This is a genomic window from Tardiphaga sp. OK245, from assembly GCF_900108575.1.
GTDB classification, from domain to species: domain Bacteria; phylum Pseudomonadota; class Alphaproteobacteria; order Rhizobiales; family Xanthobacteraceae; genus Tardiphaga; species Tardiphaga robiniae.
The window spans coordinates 54069-73148 of sequence record NZ_FNWZ01000003.1 but is presented as its reverse complement, the minus strand read 5'-3'; the positions used below and the strand labels follow the sequence as shown (position 1 = coordinate 73148).

Annotated in this window: 21 protein-coding genes; 8 read left to right on the top strand and 13 right to left on the bottom strand. The window is 62.8% G+C overall.

Translation table 11 applies throughout. The features are described 5' to 3' along the window. The first annotated feature begins 10 nt into the window (after window positions 1-10). The 4 genes from BLW80_RS12965 to BLW80_RS12950 all read left to right on the top strand — a co-directional run bounded on the left by BLW80_RS12965 (window position 11) and on the right by BLW80_RS12950 (window position 3561). Complete coding sequence (locus tag BLW80_RS12965) at window positions 11-1069, top strand: alcohol dehydrogenase (protein ID WP_093758299.1); 1059 nt, start codon at window positions 11-13, stop codon at window positions 1067-1069. Between the two features lie 81 nt (window positions 1070-1150). After that, window positions 1151-2530: a caspase family protein gene (locus tag BLW80_RS12960; protein WP_093759054.1), complete on the top strand. Its 1380-nt coding sequence runs from the start codon at window positions 1151-1153 to the stop codon at window positions 2528-2530. Between the two features lie 71 nt (window positions 2531-2601). Beyond that, window positions 2602-3057, top strand: a complete 456-nt coding sequence (locus BLW80_RS12955) for a hypothetical protein (protein WP_244528209.1) — start codon at window positions 2602-2604, stop codon at window positions 3055-3057. Window positions 3058-3063: 6 nt separating this feature from the next. Then, entirely contained in the window at window positions 3064-3561 is a 498-nt protein-coding gene (locus tag BLW80_RS12950; RefSeq protein WP_139285820.1) for a hypothetical protein, read from the top strand. A 13-nt stretch (window positions 3562-3574) separates the two neighbouring features. On the opposite strand, the gene BLW80_RS12945 is transcribed toward BLW80_RS12950, so the two are convergent. The 12 genes from BLW80_RS12945 to fabD all read right to left on the bottom strand — a co-directional run bounded on the left by BLW80_RS12945 (window position 3575) and on the right by fabD (window position 14828). After that, on the bottom strand, window positions 3575-4399 hold the full coding sequence (locus BLW80_RS12945; protein ID WP_244528207.1) for an ABC transporter permease: 825 nt from the start codon (window positions 4397-4399) through the stop codon (window positions 3575-3577). 72 nt (window positions 4400-4471) lie between these two features. Next, window positions 4472-5551, bottom strand: a complete 1080-nt coding sequence (locus BLW80_RS12940; protein WP_093758296.1) for an extracellular solute-binding protein — start codon at window positions 5549-5551, stop codon at window positions 4472-4474. 11 nt (window positions 5552-5562) lie between these two features. Beyond that, window positions 5563-6603: an ABC transporter ATP-binding protein gene (locus BLW80_RS12935; RefSeq protein ID WP_093758295.1), complete on the bottom strand. Its 1041-nt coding sequence runs from the start codon at window positions 6601-6603 to the stop codon at window positions 5563-5565. Beyond that, window positions 6600-7388 (bottom strand): ABC transporter permease, encoded by a 789-nt coding sequence (locus tag BLW80_RS12930; RefSeq protein ID WP_089263942.1) that lies wholly within the window; start codon window positions 7386-7388, stop codon window positions 6600-6602. The genes BLW80_RS12935 and BLW80_RS12930 overlap by 4 nt, the downstream gene beginning before the upstream one ends. Before the next feature lie 85 nt (window positions 7389-7473). Then, complete coding sequence (locus tag BLW80_RS12925; RefSeq protein ID WP_093758294.1) at window positions 7474-8097, bottom strand: TIGR00725 family protein; 624 nt, start codon at window positions 8095-8097, stop codon at window positions 7474-7476. A gap of 4 nt (window positions 8098-8101) precedes the next feature. After that, the gene (gmk, locus tag BLW80_RS12920; protein ID WP_093758293.1) at window positions 8102-8776 is read right to left on the bottom strand and encodes a guanylate kinase; all 675 of its coding nucleotides are present in this window, start codon (window positions 8774-8776) and stop codon (window positions 8102-8104) included. Between the two features lie 2 nt (window positions 8777-8778). After that, complete coding sequence (locus BLW80_RS12915; RefSeq protein WP_093758292.1) at window positions 8779-9666, bottom strand: YicC/YloC family endoribonuclease; 888 nt, start codon at window positions 9664-9666, stop codon at window positions 8779-8781. Between the two features lie 119 nt (window positions 9667-9785). Next, complete coding sequence (gene mltG, locus BLW80_RS12910; protein WP_089263938.1) at window positions 9786-11069, bottom strand: endolytic transglycosylase MltG; 1284 nt, start codon at window positions 11067-11069, stop codon at window positions 9786-9788. Window positions 11070-11183: 114 nt separating this feature from the next. Continuing rightward, complete coding sequence (fabF, locus tag BLW80_RS12905) at window positions 11184-12449, bottom strand: beta-ketoacyl-ACP synthase II (RefSeq protein WP_093758291.1); 1266 nt, start codon at window positions 12447-12449, stop codon at window positions 11184-11186. A 124-nt stretch (window positions 12450-12573) separates the two neighbouring features. After that, window positions 12574-12813 carry an acyl carrier protein gene (locus tag BLW80_RS12900; RefSeq protein WP_006020277.1) on the bottom strand — a complete coding sequence of 80 codons (240 nt, stop codon included), beginning with the start codon at window positions 12811-12813 and terminating at the stop codon, window positions 12574-12576. A 296-nt stretch (window positions 12814-13109) separates the two neighbouring features. Then, on the bottom strand, window positions 13110-13847 hold the full coding sequence (gene fabG / locus BLW80_RS12895) for a 3-oxoacyl-[acyl-carrier-protein] reductase (protein WP_089263936.1): 738 nt from the start codon (window positions 13845-13847) through the stop codon (window positions 13110-13112). Window positions 13848-13868: 21 nt separating this feature from the next. After that, a complete protein-coding gene (fabD, locus tag BLW80_RS12890; RefSeq protein ID WP_093758290.1) occupies window positions 13869-14828 on the bottom strand; it encodes an ACP S-malonyltransferase in 960 nt (319 codons plus the stop codon). A 369-nt stretch (window positions 14829-15197) separates the two neighbouring features. On the opposite strand from fabD, the gene rpsF reads away from it, so the two are divergent. From rpsF to rplI, 4 genes are all read left to right on the top strand, one after another. Continuing rightward, window positions 15198-15671 (top strand): 30S ribosomal protein S6, encoded by a 474-nt coding sequence (gene rpsF / locus BLW80_RS12885; RefSeq protein WP_068731054.1) that lies wholly within the window; start codon window positions 15198-15200, stop codon window positions 15669-15671. Between the two features lie 5 nt (window positions 15672-15676). Then, the gene (gene rpsR, locus BLW80_RS12880; RefSeq protein ID WP_002711478.1) at window positions 15677-15916 is read left to right on the top strand and encodes a 30S ribosomal protein S18; all 240 of its coding nucleotides are present in this window, start codon (window positions 15677-15679) and stop codon (window positions 15914-15916) included. Window positions 15917-16039: 123 nt separating this feature from the next. Further along, entirely contained in the window at window positions 16040-17008 is a 969-nt protein-coding gene (locus tag BLW80_RS12875) for a hypothetical protein (protein ID WP_093758289.1), read from the top strand. A gap of 43 nt (window positions 17009-17051) precedes the next feature. After that, the gene (gene rplI, locus BLW80_RS12870) at window positions 17052-17636 is read left to right on the top strand and encodes a 50S ribosomal protein L9 (protein ID WP_089263933.1); all 585 of its coding nucleotides are present in this window, start codon (window positions 17052-17054) and stop codon (window positions 17634-17636) included. 92 nt (window positions 17637-17728) lie between these two features. On the opposite strand, the gene BLW80_RS12865 is transcribed toward rplI, so the two are convergent. Then, window positions 17729-18859: a hypothetical protein gene (locus BLW80_RS12865; RefSeq protein ID WP_093758288.1), complete on the bottom strand. Its 1131-nt coding sequence runs from the start codon at window positions 18857-18859 to the stop codon at window positions 17729-17731. Between the last annotated feature and the right edge of the window lie 221 nt (window positions 18860-19080).

The following is a 19080-nucleotide window of genomic DNA, read 5'->3' as shown; positions in this document are numbered from 1 at the left end:
GAAAACAAAAATGGCTCTTATGAAACGCCAGTCTCTGGTGAAATTCGACGCTCCGCTCTGCGAAACAATCGTCGACACACCGAAGCCGCAAGGCAAGGAAGTACTCGTCCGCATCGAATGCTGCGGGCTGTGTCATTCCGACCTGCATATCCAGGACGGCTATGCAGATCTGGGCGGTGGCAAGAAGCTCGACACCACCCGCGGCATGACGCTTCCCTTTACGCTCGGCCACGAGATCGCTGGCATCGTCGATGAAGTCGGTCCTGATGGCGATCAATCGCTGATCGGCAAAAAGAAGGCCGTCTTCCCGTGGATCGGCTGCGGCAAATGCCGCGACTGCCTTGCGGGCGATGAGAACCTCTGCGCCAAGAACCGCTTCCTCGGCGTGTCGCTCGACGGTGGTTTCGCGACGCATGTCCTCGTGCCGGACGAGAAGTATCTGCTCGATTACGATCCGCTGCCGATCAACATGGCGGCCACGCTGATGTGCTCAGGCATCACCGCCTATGGCGCGCTTAAGCGTCTCGTTGATCGGCCGCGACAGCGCAACCTGCTGCTGGTCGGTCTCGGCGGCGTCGGCATGGCGGGCCTCGCATTGGCGCAGGCGATGTTCAAGCAGCCGATCTCGGTGGCCGACCTCAACCCCGCCGCACGCGAAGCCGCGCTGAAGAACGGTGCTGCCTTCGCTTACGATCCGGCTGAGCCGGACGTCGCCAGGCGGATGGTCAAGGAGAACGATGGCGGCTTCGATGGCGTGGTCGACTTTGCTGGTAATGACAAGTCCATGAACTTTGCGGTGGCCACGGTGGCGCGGGGTGGCAAGATCGTGGTGTCCGGCCTGATGGGCGGCGAGTTCAGCCTGCCCATGGTGCAATGGATCTATAAGCGCATGACCATCGAGGGCTTCATGGTTGGCACGCTTGAGGAAGCCAAAGAGCTGATGGCGCTGGCCCGCGAAGGCAAGCTCAAGCCGACGCCGATGAAGGCGGAGCCGATGGACGATGCCCAGAAGTGGATCGATGAACTGCGCGCCGGCAAGGTCGTCGGCCGGATCATGCTGACCAACTGAATTAGACTGCACTCAGGCTCCGGCCCGGATTGCGCTTCATGCGATCCGGGCTAGGATATGTCCCATTGCAGGATGGGATTCATGGACCATTTCGTCCAACCGGTCAGGTCGCTTGCGCGAATTGCCGCGCTGATGGCCCTGATTTTGCAGCTCTCAGTCAGCGCTGCATTGGCCGAGAAGCGCATTGCGCTTGTGGTCGGCAACTCCGGCTACCAGAACATCACCCGCCTCGATAACCCGAAGAACGACGCGAAGCTGATGGCGGAGACGCTGAGCGGTCTCGGCTTCACGTTGATCGGCGGCACTGCGCAATTGGACCTGGACAAAAGCGCACTTGATCTCGCCGTGCAGAATTTCGGCCGGCAGGTTCAGGGCGCTGACGTCGCCCTGTTCTATTACGCGGGCCACGGCGTGCAGGTCAGCGGCTCCAATTACCTCGTGCCGGTGAATGCCAATCCCACCCGCGAGGCGGATGTCGACTTCCAGATGGTCGATATCAATCTGGTGCTGCGCCAGATGCAGGGCTCTGGCACGCGGCTCAACATGGTTATCCTGGACGCATGCCGGAACAATCCATTCGGGTCGCGGGGCCTGCGCGCATCGGAAGGCGGCCTCGCCCAGATGCGCGCACCGGAAGGCACCCTGATCTCCTATGCGACCCAGCCCGGCAGCGTGGCGCAGGACGGCAGCGATGGTAACAGCCCCTATACCAAGGCATTGGCGACTACCGTGCGTCAGGCCGGGCTCGATATTTTCCAAACCTTCAATCAGGTCGGCCTTGCGGTGAAGCGCGCCACCGGCGGCTCGCAACAGCCATGGGTATCGTCGTCGCCGATCGACGGCACGTTTTACTTCGTGGCACCAACCGCCACCGTGCCGCTCGTCGTGCCGCAGAAGGCCGTGCAGGAAGCACGCCTGCCCGATGCGCCGCGGATCGACTTCGACAAATTGCCGATCACCGATCCAATAAAGCTTACGGAAATCAGCGACCGGCTTTATGAGCTGAATTTCGATCCCGAGCCACTGAACAGCAAGAATGGAATCGCGGTTGCGATCCGCGATTTCCAGGTCAAGGGCGGTATGCCACCAACGGGAGAGGCGACCGAGGGCCTGCTGCAGCGTTTGCGCAGCGCGAGCGATCAGAAACAATGGGGCTCGATCGTCTACGACATCAAGAACAAGAAATGGGGCATGTCGTGGGATCAACCGTCCCGCAAGTCAGCCGTGACCAAGGCACGCGCCCAATGCGGCACGGCTCCCTGCCCGCTCGAACTGTCGTTTTACGGAGCGAATTGCGGCGCCTTCGCAGCTCTCGGCGGCAACTGGTCGCTGGTCGCACGGCCGACGCTTGCGCAAGCGCGCGATGCGGCCATCGATCAGTGCACAAAGACGGGGAAATCATGTCCGATCGTCGGCGCAATTTGCGCCAATGCCACGGTGGGCCCTGACGCGAAATTGTAAGTTCGATCTTTTTTTGAAAGTTATTGAACATGATTTTTCGATCTGGACTTCTGATTGGTTTGGCCATTCTGATGTTTTCGGGAGACGCAGCTCTGGCACAGGGCGCAACCGGCGGCAGCCTTGGCAATGACAGCAAGACGCTGTCGGGCTCCTCCCCCGAATCCCGATCAGCGGCGCCTGCCCAACGCGAAAGCTCCGAACGCCGCGCGCCGCGCCGTCAGACCGCGCCGCGCAACCGTGGCGAGGGCGCCGGAGGCGGCGGAAATTTCGACGGCGCCTGGTCGATATCGAGCGTAGGCACCTCCGGCTGTTCCGACACATTCACGGAAAGCTTCGTCGTGGCCAACGGAAGGATGATCGGCAAAGACGGCAGCGCCCCGGTCAGCGCCAACGGGACAGTGCGCGGAAGCGGAAACTACAGCGGCATCCGCGTCACCAGCCAGGGTCGCCTCTCCGGCCGTACCGGTTCGGGAGTTTTCCAGCGATCCGATGGATGCTCGGGCCGCTGGGTCGCAAGCAAGCAGTAACCGCCCATGACAATCCCGCAGATCATCATGAAATCCGTCATCCTCCCCTGTCTGCTCATCATCGCACTCGGCGGCAGCGACGCATGGAGTCAGGGCGCAACCGGCGGCAGTCTCGGCAATGACAGTAAGTCGCTGTCCGGCTCGTCCTCCGAGCCGCCTGCCGCCAAACCAGCCCGCCGCGAGCGATCCGAGCAGCGTGCCGCTCCGGCCCGCCGCGGCGCTGGTGAGGGCGGCAGCGCCGCCAGATTCGACGGCATGTGGCAGATCACTTTCACCGGTCAGTCGGCGGTGTGCGCGGGCAAAACCGCCAGTAGCACATTAACGATCTCCGGCGGGAGTGTCGGCGGGGGTGGTAGCATCAGTCCGAGCGGCGTATTGCAGGGAGTCGGCAGCAGCGGCAGTGTGAGTGCGGTCATGACCGGCCGCCTGTCCGGCCGCGGTGGCGGCGGCTCGATGCAAATGTCGAATGGCTGCACCGGTCGCTGGACGGCCAGCAAGCAATGATCGGCCGTAGCGACTACGACTTGCGCTGCGGACGCATCGCTTCGCCGATCGCCACGACGACGGCGCAGATCGCCACCAGCACGATCGATGCTGCGGATGCGGCCGGCAGATCGGTGCCCGTCTCCGAGATCTTGCTGTAGAGCACCAGCGGCAGAATGTTCACTTGCGTACCGGCCAGCGCCAGCGCCGTACCATAAGCGCCGACGGCAACTGCGGCCGTCAGGCAATAGGCCGCGATCAGGCTCGGCAGTATCTGCGGCAGCATCACTTCAATGAGCGTTCGGAAACTCCCCGCACCGAGCGAGCGCGAGGCGAGCATCTGGTTGCGATCGAAATTGCTGATCGCGGGCAGTACGATCAACACGACGCGCGGCACCAAGTAATAGGAATAAGCCAGACCCAGTCCCACCGGTGAAAAGATGAAGCCACCGATGACAGCAGGATCGAAGCCCAGTTTGGCGAGCAACAGCGTCACGAAGCCGGCACGGCCGAGCAGAAGGATAAAACCATAGGCGACGATCAGCCCGGAAAATGTCAGCGGCAGCGAGATGGCAATCAGCGCTGCGGTGCGCAGGCCCGGCGCAAAACGCGCCAGCGCGAGCGCCACGCAGAAGCCGACGACGAGCGAGAACAACGGCGCGACCGTGCCCAGCACCATCGTGCCGCGCAGACCGTTCCAGAACACCGGATCGTTTGCCAGACGGCCGAAGGCGCTCCCGCCATCCGCAAAGGCGCCAACAAGCACCGCACAAACCGGGATGAGAAAGAACAGTCCCAGCACCACGCTGCCGGGAACGGCAAAGGCAGCGAGCATGGATGTCGGAACGCGCGCGCTCATCGTGATCTTTATTCCGTAATGACGAAAACGCGATCCCCGCGCTATCGCGGAGATCGCTTTGGTGAGTTCGGCTTACTGGCCGAGAACGGCCTTGGCCCAACCGGCATCGATCTCGGCCTTCTTCGCGGTGGCCTTGGCGATATCCATCGCCTGCACCTGCGGCGCGGCCGGCATCTTGTCGGCAACGCTCGGCGGCAGGCTGACACCGGGCACAGCCGGACGCACATAACCCTCGGCGAAGATCTTCTGGCCTTCATCGCTCATGATGAAGTTGAGCCAGAGCTTGCCGGCATTCGGGTTCGGGCCGTTCTTCACCAGCGAGATTGCGTATGGCGCGGCTGCCGACGCTTCCTTCGGAATGACGACGGACACGCCATCGCCGAGACCGTCGGTGAACTTGGCTTTCAGGCCGTCGTTCTCGTAGCCGATCCAGATCGGGATCTCGCCCTTCAGGAACTGCGCGTAAGGCGTGGTGCCAACTGTGCGCAGGACGTTGCCGGCCTTGGTGAGCTTGCCGAGATAATCGATACCCGGCGCCACATTGTCCATGCTGCCGCCATTGCCGAAGGCTGCGGCGAAGGCCACCACCTGGCCCTGCCCCGTCGAGCGCGGGTCCTGATACACAATGGCGTTCTTGTATTCCGGCTTCAGGAGATCGGCCCAGCTCTGCGGCACGGTCTTGACCAGCTTGGTGTTGACGAGAAACGCCACGCTCAGCGTGTGGATGGTGAACCAGCGGCCTTCGGCCTCGCGCAGCGGATCGGCGAGCTTGTCGAAATTCACCGGCTTGAAGCCATCGACGACGCCAGCCCTTGCTGCGTCCAGAGCGGACGCTGCAAAGTAATAGGCCGTATCGGCCTGCGGGCGATTGCGCGCCTTGTCGAGGGCGACGACGGTCGCGGCCGAACCGAGATCGTTATAGACCATCTCGACGCCGGGATAGCGTTTCTGGAAGGCCTTGAACTGGTTGGCCCAGTTGGCCCAGGTCGGTCCGGTATCGAACGACACGACGAGGCCTTCCTTGCGGGCGGCTTCGTACAGCGCCTTTTCGCCGGCATAGAGCTCGGCGCCTTCGAAGGCCCAAGCGGCCGGGCTGATGGCAATGGCGAGGGAAGCTGCGGCAACGCCGCTCAGAAACTTGCGTCGGTTCATGTCGATCTCCTCTATGAGGTCGGGGGAAGAAGGCGGATGGCATCGTGCGGGATAGTCACGCCGGTGATTGGCCCGCGCAGATGGGTTTCGAGACGGATGGCGCCGCCGGCGACGGCCATATCGATGCGCCTGACAGGGCCGAGGTAACGGTCGGCGGACATGGAGCCGGCGAAGCAACATGGATTGCTCGCATCGACGGGTCCTGTGATCGGCTCGACCCGTTCAGGACGCACGAACACAGTGACCTTCGCACCGAGGCTTTTGCCCTGCGTATCGCAGGCCAGCGCGCCAATCGGCGTCGTCACCATGCCATCGCCGGAGACGCTGCCGGACCACAGATTGGATTGACCGACAAATGCCGCGACACTGGCATCGGCCGGTGTCTCGTATAATTCGCGCGGCGTGCCGATCTGCACGATGCGACCATCGCGCATCATCACGACCTTGTCGGCAATCGACAGCGCCTCTTCCTGATCATGCGTCACAAGCAGCGTCGCAATGCCGGCCTGACGCTGCACGCGCAGAATTTCGTCGCGCATTTCCAGTCGCAACCCCGCATCGAGCGCCGACAGCGGCTCGTCGAGCAGCAGTCCCTGCGGCTCGAACACCAGCGCACGGGCCAGCGCAACGCGCTGCTGCTGGCCGCCCGACAATTCCGCTGGATAGTCCTCTGCCCGCTTACCCATGCCGACACGTCCCAGCATCTCGATGGCACGCGCGCGCCGATCCTGTTTGGCGATACCGCGCACCTTCAGCGGATAGGCGATGTTTTCCCAAAGCCGCATATGCGGGAACAACGCATAGTTCTGAAACACGACACCCAGACGACGCGCCTCGGGCAGTGACGCGCCGACGTCCTTGCCATCGATCAGGATGCGCCCGGAGTCAGGCTTGAGGAAGCCCGCCAGCAATTTCAAAATCGTCGACTTGCCCGACCCCGACGCGCCGATGATCGCCAGCAATTCGCCGCGGCCGATCTCCAGGGCAATGTCGAACACACCAGTGCTCGTGCCCGGATAGCTGTAGCTCACTTGATCGTATCGCAGCGTCACGCGCCTGCCCCCACTTTACGCCGGCCGGTGACCCGCGCCGTCAGCCCGCTGGTCAGCGATGCGATCATCGCAAGCCCAAGCAATACGACGGTGGCCGCGCAGGCAAAGCCCGTCGCGCCATAGAACGCCTGCAACAGCACCACAGGATAGGTCCGCGACAGAAAGCCCGAGACCAGGTTGGACAATTGAAATTCGCCGATCGACAGCGCTGCCACTGTCAGCATGCAGGACAGCAGACTCGTATGCAGCTGCGGCAGTGTGACGTCCCACATACGTGCCGGAAACGATGCGCCGAGCGTTGCGGCTGCGTGCTCATATTCGGCGAGCCCGAGCTGATCCATATCGGCAACAAGAGCCGTCACCGTATAGGGCAGCGTCAATACGAGGTGCCCCGCCGCCAGTAGCCAAAAACTGCCAAGCCACGGCAATGCATCCGACGAGAAGACGAGGATGAAGCCGAAAGCGAGAACCAGTTCGGGCACGGCAATCGGCATCAGCGTGACGATCCGCGCCGCGAGCCGCACACCACCCCGCGCGCCGGCATGAATGGCGTAAGCGAGCGGAAGTCCAATCAGGATGTTGAGAATGCAGGTGGTCGCGACGATCTTCAGGCTGGTAATGAAAGCGCGGCGAAAGCTGGGATCGCCGGCGACTTCCTGATACCAGCGCCAGGTGAAGCCTGACGGCAGAAGCGTCCCGCTCCAGACTTCTCCAAAAGAGCCGACGAACAACAACAGGACTGGCGCCGCGAGAAAAATCAGATAGGCGATCGCGACGAACGGCACGAGCCATGTCCCCTGTCAAATGTGATGCTGAAGTCTGCGCCTCAGTATAACGGCGGCATATCAGTTTTATGACAGAGCGGCAAAGTTATGCATTTGCGAGAAGGCGTGCTGCGATGCGAGCGATGACGCCGTCGACATCAGCGACGCGCTCGACTGTATTCACCTCAGGCGCATCGGCCATCGCCAACACCAGGCGATTGAATTGTAGTCCGAGCGCCATCTCCGAGAGTGTCCCGACACCTCCGCCAATCGCGACCAGCACGAGACATGCGCGCGCGATAATGGCATTCCGTGCGGGGCCTATGCCCGTCGCGATAGGAATAGCCACATAGGGATTGGATGCGTGCCATTCCTCGTCGGGCAGCAGACCAACAGGCATGCCGCCTTCCTGCGCGTGGCCCTTGCACGCAGCTTCCATCACGCCGTGCTTGCCGCCGCACAACAGTTGCAGGCCATGGCGCGCCAATGCCACGCCCATCTGTTCGGCGAGATCGTATTGCGCTTGTGTCGCGTCTCGCGGCCCGATGATGCCGATGGGCACACGGCGCAGCTTGCGCGTTGCTGCGAGCCGCAGCAACGCCTCGGAAGCCGTCACAGCTTCTCCACCCTGCTCCACGGCATCATCACGCCACGTGAGCGCCAGCGGATCAAACACCCGTGCGCCATCGCTGAGCTGCTGCGTGCGCTCATTCCAAATCAATGCCTGCATGGTATTAGCCTTCGAGTTCTTGCTGCAATCCGCGCACGAAAGATGTCAGCCCGGTGCGGCGTTCGCGCTTCAGGCGCTCGGCCTTGAGAATCGACTGCACCTCGCTATAGGCCTCCTCCACATTGTGGTTGATGACAATATAGTCGTATTCAGCCCAGTGGCTCATCTCGTGGCTGGCACGGCTCATGCGCCCGCGGATCACTTCGTCCGAATCCTGCGCGCGGGTATGAAGTCGCTTTTCGAGATCGGCCGCCGAGGGCGGCAGGATGAAGACGCTGACGACGTCAGCCCGCGCCTTCTCGCGCAATTGCTGCGTACCCTGCCAGTCGATATCGAACAGCACGTCATTGCCGGCTGAGAGCGCGGCTTCCACTGGCGCACGCGGCGTGCCGTAGCGGTTATCGAACACCGTGGCCCATTCGAGCAGTTCATTGCCCTTGGCCATCTTCTCGAAGCGCGGCTTGTCGACGAAGATGTAGTCCTTGCCGTCAACCTCGCCAGGCCGCATCGGGCGCGTCGTGGCCGAGACCGACAGTTGCAGCCCCGGCATCCGGTCGATCAGCAGCCGCGTCAGCGTCGTCTTGCCGGCACCGGATGGCGATGACAGCACGAACATCAGCCCGCGCCGTTCGACTCCGTCAAAGCCAGCTTCTTGAGAATTTCGGCTGCCCCCGGACATGGTCACTCCAGATTTTGTACCTGTTCACGGAATTGCTCGACCACGTTCTTCATCTCGAGGCCGGTGCTGGTCAATTCCAGATCGTTGGATTTCGAGCAGCAGGTGTTGACCTCGCGATTGAACTCCTGCGACAGGAAATCCAGCCGCCGCCCCACCGGACCGCCCTTCTTGATCATTTCGCGCGACTGCGAAATGTGCGACGCGATGCGGTCGAGTTCTTCGCGGATGTCGGCCTTGGTCGCCATCATCAACGCTTCCTGATTCAGCCGATCACTATCGAAACGATCCGACGCCTCGAGCAACGTCGCGATCTGTTCGGCAAGCCGTGCACGAATGGCTTCCGGCTTGCGGCCGGGCGCGGCCTCGGCCTTCTGCGACAGCGCCTCGATTTCATTCAGACGCTGGGACAGGATGTCACCAAGCGTCATGCCCTCACGCTTGCGCATGGCGACCAGCGCGGTGAGAGCCTCTTCGAATGCTGCGGTCACGGCAGCCTTCGCCGCCTTGTCCTCGGCCTCGTCAGCCTCGGGCTCGACCACTTCGATGACGCCCTTGATATTCATCAGGCCATCGACGCTCGGCGCGACGGCGTCGATCTTGCTGGCCAATTCGGCGGCAATACGCAGCACCGAATTCAGCACCTCTTCGTTGATCCGCACGGTCGAAGCCGCATTGCTGCGCTTAACGGTGAGGTTCGCGTAAACCGTGCCGCGTGACAGCACTTCAGTGGCGCGCTTGCGGGCGACCGCCTCGACTTCGTCGAAACCCGGGGGCATCCGGAAGCGCAGGTCGAAGCCCTTGGCGTTGACGGATTTCAGCTCCCACTCGAAGCTGTAAGGCCCGCTGGTGCCGTGGCTTCGCGCAAAGCCGGTCATGCTCGACAACGCCATCGCGGAACGTCTCCAAAGAATACGAGTAAGATTCGCAAGGCGCGAACCGGCTCAGGTTAGGGCCTTTTCAGGCCAAGGGGAATTCGAAGCAGAAGCCAGCGCAGGCTTGGTGGTACGGCCTATTGCTGGACAACCGGCGGTGTACCCGTCGACTGCGCAGCGCCCTGACGGGCCGGCGCGGCTGGCGCAGGAGCCGTACGGGCACGCTGTTTGGCCGGTGCGGCGGGCCTGACCGGACTTGTACCCGTCGCGGCGGCAGGATCCGTCGCCGCTCCGGTAGGCGCAGCAGTAGCCTCTTCCGGCGGCTCGACAGCGTCGTTCTGGACGGCCTTCTCGAGCGCGCGCAGCTTGCTGACGTTCTTCTGGTGCGCGTCGTAGGTTTCGGTGAAGGCGTGACCACCGGTGCCGTCGGCAACGAAGAACAGGTCGCGGGTGCGTGCCGGATTGGCAGTCGCCTCAAGCGACGCACGGCCCGGATTGGCGATCGGGCCCGGCGGCAGGCCTTCCACCACATAGGTATTGTAGGGCGACGGCTGCTGGATCTCGCTGCGCTTGATCGGACGGCCCAATGTGCCCTTGCCGCCGACGATGCCATAGATGATCGTCGGATCCGACTGCAGCTTCATCTTCTGGCGCAGGCGATTGGCGAACACGGCGGCCACCCGGCTGCGCTCATCGGCGCGGCCGGTTTCCTTCTCGACGATCGAGGCGAGCGTCACCAGTTGTTCCGGCGTCTTCGCCGGAATGTCGGCGTTACGGCGTTCCCAGACTTCGGCCAGCACGCGCTTCTGCAATTGCTGCATGCGCTGGATCACCTGGTCGCGCGGCGTGCCACGGGGAAATTTGTAGGTCTCGGGCAACAACGTGCCTTCGCGTGGCATTTCACGGATCGAGCCGGTGAAGATGTCGCTATCGGTCAACCGCGCGACGATCTGCTCGGAGGTCAAGCCCTCGGGAATCGTGATGGAGTGTTGCACGACCTTGCCTTCGACGATGGTGCCGATGACATCGCGCAGATTGGCGTTCTTCTGGAACAGATATTCGCCGGGCTTCAGTTCCGAGCTGGCCTTCAGCGCAAACACGGCGCCGATGAAAACCCAGCGATTGGCTGAGATCACGCCTTCGCGCAGCAACGCTTCGGCGATGTCGCCTTTGCCCGCACGCGCGGGGATATTGACGACCTTTTCTTCCTGCAGCGGTCCCGGCGCTTCCAGCGCCTGGCGACCATAGACATACGCGCCGCCTGCACCGAGCATGGCGACGATAATGATGGTGATGATGGCATTACCGGCAACCACGAGCGGATTACGCGCATGATCAGAACGCTTCGGCGGCGGCGGAACCTGCTCCGGCTCCAGCGCGGCACGCGGACTCCTCGGCGAAATGGGCGGCCTCTCACTCATCGATAGTACCTGATCCTGTCGGTTCAATCGTGACGGGGACAAACACGATCCCCGTCAATAACATACGCCCAGTGTAGGAATTAGCGCGGAATACGGCGAAACGGTGGAGGTTCTCTAACCAGCCACGCGCTGTAGGATCACGGACGCATTAGTACCGCCGAAACCGAATGAATTCGACAAGGCAATGTTGATCTCGCGCTTGCGCGGGGTCAATGCGACGAGATCGATCGCAGTTTCCACCGACGGATTGTCGAGATTGATCGTCGGCGGCGCGATGTTATCCCGAATCGCAAGCACACAGAAGATGGCCTCGACCGCACCGGCCGCACCGAGCAGGTGGCCGATCGACGACTTCGTCGACGACATCGACACTTTCGACGCGGCATTGCCAAGCAGGCGCTGAACCGCGCCGAGCTCGATCTCGTCGCCGAGTGGCGTCGAGGTGCCGTGCGCATTGATGTAGTCGATGTCGGCCGCGGCAATGCCGGCGCGCTTCATCGCAGCGTTCATGCTGCGGAACGCACCATCGCCATCGGGCGTCGGTGAGGTGATGTGATAGGCATCGCCCGACATACCGTAGCCGATGATCTCGGCATAGATGCGTGCGCCGCGCGCTTTGGCGTGCTCGTACTCTTCGAGCACCACGACGCCGGCACCCTCGCCCATGACGAAACCATCGCGATCCCTATCGTAGGGCCGCGACGCTTTCTCCGGCGCTTCGTTGAAATTGGTCGACAGCGCGCGTGCTGCCGCGAAGCCGGCCATCGCCAAACGGCTGATTGGCGACTCGGTACCGCCGGCGACCATGACATCGGCATCGCCGAGCGCGATCAGACGGCTGGCATCGCCGATCGCATGCGCGCCGGTCGAACATGCGGTGACGACGGAGTGATTGGGGCCCTTGAGGCCGTGCTCGATCGAGACATAGCCCGAAGCGAGATTGATCAGGCGGCCGGGAATGAAGAACGGCGACACTTTGCGCGGGCCGCGCTCTTTCAGAAGCAATGCGGTATCGGCAATGCCGGACAGACCGCCGATGCCGGAGCCGATCATCACGCCGGTGGCGCAGCGATCGTCTTCATTGTCGGGGTGCCAGTTGGCATCGTCGAGCGCCTGCTTGGCGGCGCACATCGCATAGATGATGAAGTCGTCGACCTTGCGCTGGTCTTTCGGCTCCATCCACTGGTCGGGATTGAAGGTACCGCCCGTGCCGTCGCCGCGTGGAATCACACAGGCGATCTGGCTGGTGAGATCGGATACATCGAATGTATCGATCCGCTTTGCGCCGCTCTCACCGTTGAGGATGCGCTTCCAGGTCGGCTCGACGCCGCAGCCAAGTGGCGACACCATGCCAAGGCCTGTGACGACCACCCGCCTCATTGTCGTACCTCCATGGCCCATCCTTGAGCCAATGCCTTTGAGCAATGCCTACGCGTCACAGCAAGAAGCCGGTGGATCGCACAAACGCGATCCGGCCGGCTTCAAAATGTGTCGCGCGAAGGTGTCAGCTCTTTGCGTTCTTCTCGAGAAACTTGGTTGCGTCGCCGACGGTCAGAATCGTCTCGGCGGCATCGTCCGGAATTTCGCAGCCGAACTCTTCTTCGAACGCCATCACGAGCTCGACCGTATCGAGGCTGTCAGCGCCGAGATCATCGATGAAGCTCGCGGCATCGACCACCTTCTCGGGTTCAACACCAAGGTGTTCAACCACGATCTTCTTCACTCGCTCGCCAATCTCGCTCATATCAACCTCGTGCTTGTTACATTGGGCCCGTCCGCAGACGATACGAGCCATCGTGGAGCGTTTAACTCGTTAAACCTTGCGCAGTTGCGCGTCTCTGGATTGACCCCGTCGTCCCGGACGGAGCCTCGCGAAAACGGCAGGCTCGTCCCCGCCAATATACAGGGTTTCAAATTCCTGCAATGGCCTTCTTTGCCCCACCGTTGGAGGTTCGGTTACCATACTTCATTTGGCTTGGCCACATAGCCCGGCGACTGTCCAAACCTCAATTAAATCACGACGTTGGGTTCCCCCGACGCCTAGATCATCGCCATGCCGCCATTGACATGAATCGTCTGTCCGGTGACGTAAGCCGCCTCATTTGAGCTCAGATAGACCGCTGCTGCCGCAATATCTTCCGGCGAGCCAAGACGCCCTGCCGGCACCTTGGTCAGAATCGTTTCGCGCTGCTTGTCATTGAGCACATCGGTCATCGGCGTTGCGATGAAACCAGGTGCAATGCAATTGGCCGTCACGTTGCGCTTGGCGTATTCCGCCCCCAGCGTTTTCATCATGCCGATCAGGCCGGCTTTCGCTGCGGTGTAATTCCCCTGCCCGGGATTTCCAGTGACGCCGACCACCGAAGTGATGGCGATGATGCGGCCGAAGCGCTTGCGCATCATCAGCTTGGTTGCGGCGCGTGCGAGGCGGAAGGTCGCGGTCAGATTGACGTTGATTACGTCATCCCAGTCTTCGTCCTTCAACTGGACGAACAGATTATCGCGGGTGATCCCGGCATTGCTGACGAGGATGTCGAGCTGGCCCATGGCTTTCTCGGCTGACGGCACCAACTCTTCGACCTCAGCGGCGTTGGAAAGATTGCACGGCAGCACATGCGTGCGATCGCCGAGCTTCGCAGCCAGCGTTTCGAGAACCGCCTTGCGCGTTCCGGACAGCGCCACCGTCGCGCCCTGAGCATGCAGAGCTGTGGCGATGGCTTCGCCGATGCCACCAGTCGCGCCGGTCACGAGCGCCGTCTTGCCTGTCAAATCGAACATCTTGTCTTCTCCTCTGGCCGCTTACGCCGAACGCGCTGCTGCGAGCGCATCCTTGGCGGCGGCAATGTCATTGGGTCCACCGACAGCGACGCCGACGGCGCCTTCAGCAATGCGTTTGACGAGCCCGCTCAGCACCTTGCCGGAGCCGACCTCAAGGAAGCGCGTCACGCCCTGGTCTGCCATATAGGATACGCATTCACGCCAGCGCACGGTGCCGGTGACCTGCTCGACCAGGCGGCGGCGGATTTCATCGGGATCCGAGATCGGCGCGGCCAGTACGTTGGATACCAGCGGCACCACCGGCTTGTTGATCGTGACCTTGGCCAGCGCCTCCGCCATCACGTCGGCGGCGGGCTGCATCAGGCTGCAATGGAACGGCGCCGACACCGGCAGCAACATCGCGCGCTTGGCGCCCTTGGTCTTGGCTATCTCCAGTGCGCGTTCGACCGCAGCCTTGTTGCCGGACACCACCACCTGCCCGCCACCATTGTCGTTGGCGGCGTGACACACTTCCCCTTGTGCAGCTTCTTCAGCCACGGCCACGGCGGTCTCGTAATCGAGGCCGAGCAACGCCGCCATGGCGCCGACGCCCACCGGCACGGCTTTCTGCATGGCCAGACCGCGGGTCCGCAGCAGGCGGGCCGCATCCGTGACCGAGAGGCTTCCGGCCGCTGCCAGCGCCGAATATTCGCCGAGCGAGTGGCCGGCCACAAAAGCAGCGTCCCTGGCCAGCGAGACGCCGGCCTCGGCCTCAAGCACCCGCATGGTCGCCAGCGACACCGCCATCAGCGCGGGCTGGGCGTTTTCGGTCAATTGCAGCGTTTCGGCCGGGCCATCCCAGATGATTCCCGTGAGCTTCTCGCTGAGGGCCGAATCGACCTCGTCGAATACGGCCTTAGCGGCGGGAAATGCATCCGCGAGCGCCTTGCCCATGCCGACCGCCTGGGAACCCTGCCCCGGAAAGGTAAATGCTGCGGTCATTGACGCCCCGTCATGTTTTTTAGCTTAAACTCGTTCAAACGTGCGCCGTAAGACACTGGCACGACGGGGAATGTCAAGCCGCAGCGCCCAGGATGCACCACGATCCGGGTTCCCGCCCGCTCCCGGAATCCGCTCATTTGGCCCCCGTTTCGCTTGCCATTACTGGGAAAATCCGTATAAGGCCCCGATCCGCAGATCCCGGCCGGGAGCTGAACGGACGGTCACAGCAAAATCACACACAGGTTTGTTGCGATAGGGCCAGTTGGTCCGTCGTCCCGTGCTCCCGCCTTCTGAGCAATATCGAGTCCTTTCCATAAGGGTTCGAAGGGCTTGCCGTCGGGAAACGCGCTAACCTTGGAAAGGACAGCCATGCCTCTTTATGAGCATGTATTTCTCGCACGTCAGGATGCGAGCGCACAGCAGGTCGAAGACCTCACCACCCAGATGACCGGCATCGTCGAAGGTCTCGGCGGCAAGGTCGTGAAGATGGAAAACTGGGGCGTGCGCTCCCTGACCTATCGCATGAACAAGAATCGCAAGGCGCACTTCGTGCTGATGAACCTCGATGCCCCGTCCGCGGCGGTCACCGAGATTGAGCGCCAGGAGCGGATCAGCGAAGACGTCATTCGTTATCTGACCGTCCGTGTCGAAGAGCACGAGGAAGGCCCGAGCGCCATGATGCGCAAGGCTGATCGCGATCGTGAACGCGACGACCGCGGCGGTGGCTTCCGTGGCGACCGCGAAGGCGGCGGTTTCCGTGGCGACCGTGAAGGCGGTGGCTTCCGTGGTGATCGTGGTCCGCGTCGTCCGCGCGACGACGAAGCAGCATCGGTTGAGGAGTAAGAATAATGGCTGAAGCTGGTGCACGTCGTCCGTTTTTCCGCCGTCGCAAGACCTGCCCGTTCACGGGTCCGAACGCGCCGAAGATCGACTACAAGGATTCCAAGCTGCTGATGCGTTACGTTTCCGAGCGCGGCAAGATCGTGCCGAGCCGCATCACGGCCGTCTCTGCCAAGAAGCAGCGTGAACTCGCCCGCGCCATCAAGCGCTCGCGTTTCCTCGGTCTGCTGCCCTACGTTATCCGCTAAGGCGGTTTTCGACCGGCGGCCTCGTGCCGCCGGTCGCTTCTATTTCTCATAAGGCTTCCGGGTCGTCCGGTCGCCGATGGTTGGGGCAAGTGCCTCTAACCGCTCAAGGGGGCGGGACAGCTGATGATCGCAAGTCTTCTCATCGCGTTTGCCGCCGGCGCTGCCTCAGCGCTGATGTTCGCCTCGATCATTTCGGGCGCGTTGATTTCCCTTTTGCTGTTCTATCTAGCGCCGCTGCCCTTGATGGTGGCCGCTCTCGGCTGGGGTCCGGTGACTGCTGCCATCGGCGGCATCGCAGCCGGCACCTCGCTCGGCCTGCTGTTCGGCATGCCCTATCTTGCCGCCTTCGTCTTCACCGTGGCACTGCCCGCCTGGTGGCTTGGCCATCTCGCATTGCTCGGCCGTCCAGTGACTGCAGAAGTGCCGGGCGTGAATGGCGCGGCCGCGACATCCCCCGTGGTCGAATGGTATCCGGTGGGCCGCATGCTGCTGTGGACAGCGGGTTTCGCCGCATTCACGACCATGGGCGCGCTGCTGACGCTCGGCACCGATGGCGACACTATCGTCTCGGCGCTGCGCCGCGCTCTGACCCGCATCCTGGGATCGCGCGGCGGCGCTGGCGACTCCGAACAGGTCATCAATGCCCTGGTGACGATCGCGCCGGCTGCCGCCGCCATCGTCGCGATCATGACGCTGACGCTCAATCTCTGGCTCGCCGGCCGCATCATCGTGACATCGGGCCGGCTGAATCGGCCGTGGCCTGAGCTGAAATCCGCAGCACTGCCGCCGATGACGATGGTCGCGCTGTGTCTGGCCATCGCGCTGTCCTTCATGGGCGGCATCGTCGGCATCTTTTCGCAGATCGTCACCTCGGCGCTGATGATGGCCTATGCCCTCACCGGCTTCGCCGCGCTGCATACGCTGACCATGGGCATGAAAAGCCGCGTGATGGTGCTCGGTCTGACCTACACCATGGTGCTCGTCCTCGGCTGGCCCATCCTCACCATGGTTGGCCTCGGCCTCGCCGATGCCTTCTTCGGATTTCGCCAACGTTTTCTCGCACGCAAGCCACCTTCTTCGACGGTGGCCTGACCAACTCAACTCAACACCTCTCAACACTTAAAGGAGAACGATCATGGAAGTTATTTTGCTCGAACGCGTCGCCAAGCTCGGCCAGATGGGCGAAGTCGTCCGCGTCAAGGACGGCTACGGCCGCAACTTTCTGCTGAAGCGTGGCAAGGCGCTGCGCGCCACCGCCGACAACCGCGCCAAGTACGACGGCATGAAGGCTGACCTCGAAGCCAACAACATCAAGGCCAAGGCGGAAGCCACCACGGTTGCCGAGAAGATCGACGGCCGCAACGTCGTCATCATCCGTCAGGCGTCGGAAACCGGTCAGCTGTTCGGTTCGGTGTCGGTGCGCGACATCATCGCCACCTTCGAGGCTGACGGCGTCACCTTCGCCCGCAGCCAGGTGCTGCTCGACGCGCCGATCAAGACCATCGGCCAGCACAAGATCTCGATCGCCGTGCATCCGGAAGTCGAAGTCAGCGTCAGCGTCACCGTTGCCCGTTCGGCCGACGAAGCCGAGCGCATCAACCGCGGCGAAGACATCTCGAGCCGTCAGGAAGATCAAGACGCAGCCGCCGAAGCACTCGCCGCCGCTGGCGAGTTCTTCGATCCGGACGCACAGGGCAACGCCGAAGAAGACAACGGCTAAGCCACGCGCCTCAGAGCTTCTGCTCAAACGAGAAAAGCCCGGCCAGATTGGCCGGGCTTTTTTGTATCGTCACTCAAACGACGGCTGATCTACTACTGCGAGATCGGCGGCACCGGCGAGCCTGACGAGGCCGGAGGCGCCGGTGGTGCAGCCGACGCGGGAGGCGGTGGTGGCGGCGCGGCCGGTGCCGGCGGAGGCGCGGCTGGAGCCGGGGCCACAGGAGTCGGCGCGGGCGGAGTTGCGGGAGGCACGACCGCTGGCGGCGGAGCTGCGGCCGGCGGAGGCGTTGGAGCCACAGGTGCCGGGGCCGGCGTTGCTGCGGGCGGAGACGCAGGGGCGGCCGGCGCAGGAGGCGCCGGCTCGGCTGGCGCCGGACGGCTTTCCCCTTCAGGCGCCTTCGGTGCCGGCGTGACCGACGGAACGGGATCTGGACGAAGTGCCGGAGTCTCAGGCTTGGCTTCGGGTTTCGCCTCAGGCTTGCTCTCTTCAGCGGGCTTCGCAGGCTCGGTCTTGGCCGGCTCAGGCCGTGGCTCAGCCTTCGGCTCAGTCTTGGGTTCGACCTTGGGCTCGTCCTTCACAGGTTCGGCCTTCGGCGGCTCTTCCTGATGACGGCGTCCCTTCTTGCCGAGCTTTTGCTTCTGCGCGGGACGCTCTGCTTCGGCGGCAGCCGGCGACTGTGCGTCTACGGGCTTGGCGGCATCGGGCTTCGCTTCGGGATTGTCTGTCGCCGGGCGCGCCTGTCGCCGGGCATTGCGGCCCTGGCGCGTGCCGGGCTCGGCCTGAGCTGGTGCAACATCGGCCTCGCGCTTGGCGGCCTCCTGCGGACGTAGCCGGCGGCCCGGCGGCGGGGCCTCGGGCGGCGGCGCAGCACCGGGCCTGGCATCGGCCGGGGCCGGCTTCTGCTCGGTCGTGAGTTCACGGCCCTGACGCGTCAGGTTATCCCCGGCAGGACGGCGGTCGGCCGCCCCGTTGGACACGACATAGGCGGCCATGGACGCCGCCATATCTGTACTTGTGGTGTAGTGCTGGCGCAGGAAGGCCGGCAACTGACCGGGTGCCACCGTCTTCAGCAGCCCGCGCGGACTTTTATGGCAGACGGCACAGCCGCCCGCGAAAATCTGGGAGGGTGACTTTCCGGCTTCGAGGTTTTGGGCCTGTGCCGGGACTGCCGCGAAGCCAATCAGGAGCATCACCGTCGCTAAACTGAGCGCTCGGCTCAACATTTCAATCTCCTGATGTGGCTAGCTTAATCACGCGGATCACCTTGTATCCGATTGTGACGTGAATGGAAGCATCGACATATCGCAACGATGTGATCGGAACAATCGGGATAGCGGCATTGCAGCGTGCGCATTGGCACAGGCGGTGCACCACTACTATCTTCTACTCAAGAGCTAGGGAGACAGTTGATCTCGTGCACGGCGGGAAGTTACGCTGTTGCTTC

Excerpts from the sequence above, each read along its gene's own strand:
- BLW80_RS12965 (WP_093758299.1), top strand. The coding sequence starts at position 11 with ATGGCTCTTATGAAACGCCAGTCTCTGGTGAAATTCGACGCTCCGCTC.
- BLW80_RS12960 (WP_093759054.1), top strand. The coding sequence starts at position 1,151 with ATGGACCATTTCGTCCAACCGGTCAGGTCGCTTGCGCGAATTGCCGCG.
- BLW80_RS12955 (WP_244528209.1), top strand. The coding sequence starts at position 2,602 with ATGTTTTCGGGAGACGCAGCTCTGGCACAGGGCGCAACCGGCGGCAGC.
- BLW80_RS12950 (WP_139285820.1), top strand. The coding sequence starts at position 3,064 with ATGACAATCCCGCAGATCATCATGAAATCCGTCATCCTCCCCTGTCTG.
- BLW80_RS12945 (WP_244528207.1), bottom strand. The coding sequence starts at position 4,399 with ATGAGCGCGCGCGTTCCGACATCCATGCTCGCTGCCTTTGCCGTTCCC.
- BLW80_RS12940 (WP_093758296.1), bottom strand. The coding sequence starts at position 5,551 with ATGAACCGACGCAAGTTTCTGAGCGGCGTTGCCGCAGCTTCCCTCGCC.
- BLW80_RS12925 (WP_093758294.1), bottom strand. The coding sequence starts at position 8,097 with ATGCAGGCATTGATTTGGAATGAGCGCACGCAGCAGCTCAGCGATGGC.
- gmk (WP_093758293.1), bottom strand. The coding sequence starts at position 8,776 with ATGTCCGGGGGCAGCCGAAATTCTCAAGAAGCTGGCTTTGACGGAGTC.
- BLW80_RS12915 (WP_093758292.1), bottom strand. The coding sequence starts at position 9,666 with ATGGCGTTGTCGAGCATGACCGGCTTTGCGCGAAGCCACGGCACCAGC.
- mltG (WP_089263938.1), bottom strand. The coding sequence starts at position 11,069 with ATGAGTGAGAGGCCGCCCATTTCGCCGAGGAGTCCGCGTGCCGCGCTG.
- fabF (WP_093758291.1), bottom strand. The coding sequence starts at position 12,449 with ATGAGGCGGGTGGTCGTCACAGGCCTTGGCATGGTGTCGCCACTTGGC.
- BLW80_RS12900 (WP_006020277.1), bottom strand. The coding sequence starts at position 12,813 with ATGAGCGAGATTGGCGAGCGAGTGAAGAAGATCGTGGTTGAACACCTT.
- fabG (WP_089263936.1), bottom strand. The coding sequence starts at position 13,847 with ATGTTCGATTTGACAGGCAAGACGGCGCTCGTGACCGGCGCGACTGGT.
- fabD (WP_093758290.1), bottom strand. The coding sequence starts at position 14,828 with ATGACCGCAGCATTTACCTTTCCGGGGCAGGGTTCCCAGGCGGTCGGC.
- rpsF (WP_068731054.1), top strand. The coding sequence starts at position 15,198 with ATGCCTCTTTATGAGCATGTATTTCTCGCACGTCAGGATGCGAGCGCA.
- rpsR (WP_002711478.1), top strand. The coding sequence starts at position 15,677 with ATGGCTGAAGCTGGTGCACGTCGTCCGTTTTTCCGCCGTCGCAAGACC.
- BLW80_RS12875 (WP_093758289.1), top strand. The coding sequence starts at position 16,040 with ATGATCGCAAGTCTTCTCATCGCGTTTGCCGCCGGCGCTGCCTCAGCG.
- rplI (WP_089263933.1), top strand. The coding sequence starts at position 17,052 with ATGGAAGTTATTTTGCTCGAACGCGTCGCCAAGCTCGGCCAGATGGGC.
- BLW80_RS12865 (WP_093758288.1), bottom strand. The coding sequence starts at position 18,859 with ATGTTGAGCCGAGCGCTCAGTTTAGCGACGGTGATGCTCCTGATTGGC.